Source organism: Blautia sp. HCP3S3_D9 (assembly GCF_052063845.1).
In the GTDB taxonomy this organism is placed as follows: domain Bacteria; phylum Bacillota; class Clostridia; order Lachnospirales; family Lachnospiraceae; genus Blautia_A.
This window is the reverse complement of the sequence record NZ_JBQHWS010000036.1, coordinates 25,542-31,915: the sequence shown is the minus strand read 5'-3', so window position 1 is coordinate 31,915 and position 6,374 is coordinate 25,542. Positions and strand designations below refer to the sequence as shown.

Here is a 6,374-nt window from a genome sequence, read left to right as displayed (position 1 = left end):
GAGTGGGAGAAAAGTCATGGAGTAAACACGCAGCAGGTTGATATTACCGGTGCAGATGATGTTCGTCAGAAATTGAAAAATCATGAAATTGACGGATTTGTTTTAAATGAATCTCCACAGTGGGAAAGAGACGATATTTCACCAGCTATTCTGATTGGTGGCTCCTATAATTATTTTGCAGTCAGCAAAAAACGCCCGGATTTGAAAGAAGAGCTGGATCAGGTAATGCAGAAGATAGAGAGGGAGAATCCTTTTTATACAGACGATCTTTATAAAAGGTATCTCTCTGCAAATTCCCTTGAAACTCTTACGGATGAGGAACAGAACTGGCTGGAACAGCATGGGGCGGTCCGGATTGGATATCTGAAAAATGATGTGGGTATCAGCCTTGTGGATACGGAGTCAGAGAAACCGGTAGGAATTATTAACGATTATATTAGTCTGGCTTCTGGCTGTCTGGGAGAAAAAAACATAGAATTTCAGTTGACAGGCTTTGATTCTCAGGAGGAAGAGCTGCAGGCATTAAAGGATAGCAGGATTGATATGATTTTTCATATGAATCAGAATCCATATGAAGCTGAGCAAAACGATGTTATATTGTCAAATACTGTTTTTGAAGTCAATGTTGCAGTACTCACCGGTGTTAAGAAGTTTGATGAAAATAAAGAGAATACAGTAGCAGTGAGCAGGAATAACCTGCTGGGGAAGTGGTATATTTCTTTTAACTATCCTTTCTGGAAAATAAAGGAATATGACTCATCTGCTGAGGCCGATAAAGCAGTTCAAAGTGGAGAGGCAGACTGCTTTGTTGCGAAGGCAGGACAGTCATTAAAGACACTGGAGGACAGCAAAATGCGCAGTATTTTTCTTACGAAATCCGGCGCTTCCTGCTTTGCGGTCACCAGGGAAAACACAACATTAATGAATATCCTGAACAAAACCATTCAGACTCTGCCTGCTTCCAGACTTTCCAGTCAGTTTTGCGTATATGAAAACGCACCTGGCAAGGTTACTCTGGCAGAATACATAAAGGATAATCTGCGGGTAGTTTCCATTTGGTTTGTAAGTGTGGTCTTGATTATTGTGTGGATTATAGTTTATCTGCTGATACAAGCGAGAAAAGCCCAGATTCAGGCAGAAAAGGCCAATGCCGCCAAATCAGATTTCCTTTTCAATATGTCTCACGATATCCGGACACCCATGAATGCCCTGCTGGGATACAGTGAGCTGATGAAAAGGGAATTGACTGATCCCAAGCTTCTGGATTATCAGGAGAAGATGGAACAGTCCGGAAATCTGCTGCTGTCTATTATCAATAATGTGCTGGACATGGCCCGGATTGAAAGCGGTAAGGTGGAACTGGATGAAGATTATGTGAAGATCAGAGATATTTATCAGGGAATTTACAAAATTTTCCAGGCGGAAGCGGAGAAAAAAGGTATTCACCTTAAGATGGAATACGATGTCAAGCATGAGCACGTAATCTGCGATGAGACGAAGAACAGGGAAATTTTCCTCAATCTGATCAGTAATGCGGTAAAATATACAGCTTCAGGGGGAAGGGTTACCATAAGGATCACAGAGCTTGACTGTGACAGGGAAGACTATGTGCGGATACGGACTCAGGTAATTGATACAGGTATCGGTATGAGCGAAGAATTCCTGCCATTCCTCTTTGATGCTTTTGCCAGAGAACGCAATACAACAGCCGGAAAGGTTGCGGGAACAGGTCTGGGAATGCCGATCATAAAGAAGTATATTGATATGATGGGCGGAACCATTGAAGTAGAAAGTAAGCTGGGAGAAGGAAGCAAATTTACAGTTACTCTGGAATACAGGATTGCTGATAAGAGCTACTATGAACAGGATACGGAAAAATCTTCAGATATGGATGAAACAGACAGAATCAGCGGAAAACATATTTTGCTTGCCGAGGATAATGATCTGAATGCGGAAATCGCAGAGTTTATTCTGGAGGATATGGGACTTATGGTTGACCGTGTTGAGGATGGAGTTCAATGTGTGTCAAGGATAGAACAGTCTCCGGCAGGCACCTATGACCTGATCCTTATGGATATCCAGATGCCGAACATGGATGGCTACAGGGCAACAGAGATGATCCGAGGACTGTCAGATAAAAGTAAAGCCACTATTCCGATCATAGCCATGACAGCCAATGCCTTTGAGGAAGACAGAAAAAAGGCACTGGCAAAAGGAATGAACGGACATATTGCAAAGCCTGTTGATGCAGAAAAAGTTGAGAAGACCATTTGTGGGGTTTTGAGCAGGTAGCGAAGCGGATAATCTTATCCGCTTGAATAAGTGGATTGTGAACTATCCATTTTATTCCAATATTCATAAAGAAGGGGTAGTTTTGTATGGAGCAGCTTGAAAAACAAAAGGAATATTGAATCCGTTCTCAGTAACGTAGCCAAAATTCATTCCAGATTGCCTGCGGCAATGGAATTTTGGCTTGTATGTCTCGGGATTTTGGCATATTCATGCCAAAACACCTCGCGGGATAGTGGTGTGTGAACAGTAACTAGAAAACATATAAAGTGCAGAACAGGTATTCGCTTGCTCTGTACTTTTTTTATATGAGATGATATACTGAAAATATAACCATATTAAACATATTTCAATTTTTGATAAGTGAAATTTGATTAAAACAGGAGAATATTATGGATCATTTTGAATTGCATTCCGAGTACAAGCCAACTGGCGATCAGCCTCAGGCAATTGAACGTCTGGTCAGAGGCTTTAAAGAAGGCAACCAGTTCGAAACTTTACTGGGTGTCACCGGTTCCGGCAAGACATTTACCATGGCGAACGTCATCGCCCAGCTAAACAAACCAACCCTCATCCTCGCCCACAATAAAACTCTCGCGGCGCAGCTTTACGGTGAGATGAAAGAATTCTTCCCTGAGAACGCAGTGGAATATTTTGTCTCCTATTATGACTACTATCAGCCGGAGGCTTATGTCCCGTCTTCAGACACCTATATTGCCAAAGATTCCTCCATCAATGACGAGATTGACAAACTCCGTCTCTCTGCCACAGCCGCAATGTCAGAGCGGAAAGACGTAGTGGTCATTTCCTCCGTTTCCTGTATCTACGGATTGGGTTCCCCTCAGGAATTCTTTGACATGATGATTTCCCTGCGTCCGGGAATGACCAAAGACCGGGATGAGGTAATCCGGGAACTGATCGACATTCAGTACACCAGAAATGAGATGGACTTCCACCGAAGCACCTTCCGTGTCCGTGGAGATACCCTGGAAATTTTTCCTGCCAACAGCTCCGATACAGCCGTGAGAGTAGAATTTTTCGGAGATGAGATCGACCGTATTTCAGAAATTGATGTACTGACAGGAGAAATCAAATGCCAGCGTTCTCATATCAGCATCTTCCCTGCATCCCACTATGTAGTGCCAGCAGAACAGATTCAGAGAGCAGCTGTAGCAATAGAAGAAGAATTAAAAGAACGTGTAGAGTATTTCAAAAGTGAAGACAAGCTTCTGGAAGCCCAGCGAATCTCAGAACGCACCAATTTCGACATTGAAATGATGAAAGAAACCGGATTCTGTTCAGGAATCGAAAATTATTCCAGACATCTGTCAGGATTAAAGCCCGGACAGCCACCATACACACTGCTGGACTATTTTGGAGATGACTTCTTACTTATTATAGATGAATCTCATATCACAGTACCTCAGGTAGGAGGAATGTACGCCGGTGACCAGAGCAGGAAGCAGACACTGGTAGACTACGGATTCCGGCTTCCTTCAGCCAAAGATAACCGCCCCTTAAGCTTCGAAGAATTCGAATCCAAACTGGATCAGGTCATGTTTGTATCCGCCACTCCGGGACAATATGAGTATGATCATGAACTCCTCCGTGCAGAACAGATCATTCGTCCAACCGGACTTCTGGATCCGAAAGTAGAAGTCCGCCCCATTGAAGGACAGATTGACGACCTGATCGGGGAAGTAAACAAAGAAGTGTCAAAGAAACACAAAATCCTGATCACCACTCTCACCAAACGAATGGCAGAAGACCTGACAGAATATATGAAAGAAGTAGGAATCCGAGTCCGTTACCTCCATTCCGATATCGATACCTTAGAGCGTGCCCGCATCATTCGGGATATGCGTCTGGATGTTTTTGATGTTCTGGTAGGAATCAACCTCCTTCGAGAAGGCCTGGACATTCCGGAAATCACCCTGGTAGCAATCCTGGATGCAGACAAAGAAGGTTTCCTCCGTTCCGAAACCTCCCTCATCCAGACCATCGGACGAGCTGCCCGAAACAGTGAAGGCCATGTAATCATGTACGCAGACAACATGACCGATTCCATGCACAAAGCCATCACCGAAACCAACCGCCGCCGAACCATCCAGGAAGCCTACAACAAAGAACACGGAATCACTCCGACTACTATCAAAAAAGCAGTCCGCGACCTCATCGCCGTATCCAAAGCAGTAGCCGAAACCGAAGTCCGACTCCAGAAAGACCCAGAGTCCATGACCCGTAAAGAACTCACCAAACTCATCGCCCAGGTAGAAAAACAAATGCGCGCCGCAGCCGCAGATCTCAACTTCGAACAGGCCGCCGAACTACGTGATAAAATGATCGATCTGAAAAAGAATCTGGATATTTTAGATAAATAGTGCTCTACTGAGTCTTTTTCGTCTGTGTAATCGAATTTGAAGACAAGCAAGTGATATAGTTATTCTATAGCAATCCTCTAAAATAATGTATCTTAATCTAGCCCATCAGAGTGTGAAATCCTGCGTCAGATATCTTCCTTGTCTTTCACACTTTGCTGAACTGTCTTAAATGCATTATTTACAAGGATTGCTATAGAAGAGGCGATTCGCCTCCCAGGCGAGAGCCCCGCCTGTATAATCGTCCTGAACAGCCAGCGGGGAGAAATTATTGATATTGTGTGCATTTGCAGGATGCTTAGAGATACTTAGTCTGCAGAAATCTGCGTTATGAGCCGGCTGCATCACCTGTCTGAGCGGAGTCTGCGACGGAGCGAGTTTGACAAGCCGGCTCATGCCTTTAGCAGATTTCTGCAGACTTAGTATCTCTTAGCGTCCGAAACCGCACACAATATCAATAATTTCTCCCCGCGTCCCCTTTTCATAACACGTTCCAATACCCCCTATTGTTCATAAAATAACAAAAAATTCACAAAATAATATTGACAAACCAAATCAAGAGTGCTATCTTATGAGCATAAGGTGTTAGCACTCCTAAAACATGAGTGCTAACAAACCAAAAAACAAAGGCAGTAAAGGAGTGGAATTTCATGGATCAGGAATTAGATGATCGTAAAAAGAAAATACTAAAAGCCATCATCAAAACCTACATGGAAACAGGCGAACCGGTGGGTTCCCGGACCATTTCCAAGTTTGCAGATTTAAATGTAAGCTCTGCCACCATCCGGAATGAGATGTCAGACCTGACAGATATGGGATATATCGTACAGCCCCACACCTCAGCCGGAAGAATTCCTTCTGATAAAGGTTATCGCCTCTACGTAGACGAGCTGATGAAAGAAAAGGAATCAGAGGTTCAGGAAATCAAGGATCTCATGATAGAGAAAACTGACAAACTGGATAAAATGCTGAAGCAGGTAGCAAAGGTACTGGCCTCCAATACCAACTATGCAACCATGATCTCTGTTCCACAGTACAGCGGAAGCAAGATTAAATTCATCCAGCTTTCCCGCGTAACACCCCTTCAGCTTGTAGCAGTAGTAGTGAGTGATAACAATGTCATCCGAAACCAGATCATCAATCTGGATGAGGAGATGGACGATCAGACAATCCTGAAATTAAATCTTCTTCTTAACACCAACTTAAATGGGGTGCCCATTCAGGATATCAACCTGGGAATGATCGCCCGCCTGAAAGAACAGGCAGGTGTACATGGCTCTGTGGTTGGCACAGTCCTTGATGCAGTGGCAGACACCATCCAGGTAGACGAAGACGATATGCAGATATATACTTCAGGAGCAACAAACATTTTCAAATATCCGGAGCTTGCAGATACAAGTAAAGCAAGTGAGCTGATCTCAGCATTTGAAGAGAAGCAGGATCTGGTAGATCTGGTGAAAGAGAGAATGTCTGATACCGAGAACACAGGAATTCAGGTGTACATTGGTGATGAGATGCCGGTGCAAACCATGAAAGACTGCAGTGTGGTGACAGCCACTTACGAACTTGGAAAAGGAATGCATGGTACCATTGGTATCATCGGTCCGAAGCGTATGGATTATGCAAATGTAGTTGACAGCCTGAAGGCTTTGAAAGTCCAGCTGGACGAACTGATTAAGAAAGAGAGTTAGAAAGGCGGTAATAGAG

3 protein-coding genes are annotated in these 6,374 nt (G+C 43.8%); all 3 read left to right on the top strand.

Translation table 11 applies throughout. The features are described from left to right. A partial coding sequence (locus tag ACTNES_RS09100) for an ATP-binding protein (RefSeq protein WP_441039143.1) occupies positions 1–2,292 on the top strand: 2,292 nt, incomplete at its 5' end. Between the two features lie 389 nt (positions 2,293–2,681). Beyond that, positions 2,682–4,670 (top strand): excinuclease ABC subunit UvrB, encoded by a 1,989-nt coding sequence (gene uvrB, locus ACTNES_RS09095; RefSeq protein ID WP_008707386.1) that lies wholly within the window; start codon positions 2,682–2,684, stop codon positions 4,668–4,670. Positions 4,671–5,317: 647 nt separating this feature from the next. Further along, positions 5,318–6,358 carry a heat-inducible transcriptional repressor HrcA gene (gene hrcA, locus ACTNES_RS09090; RefSeq protein WP_008707388.1) on the top strand — a complete coding sequence of 347 codons (1,041 nt, stop codon included), beginning with the start codon at positions 5,318–5,320 and terminating at the stop codon, positions 6,356–6,358. Positions 6,359–6,374 lie beyond the last annotated feature (16 nt).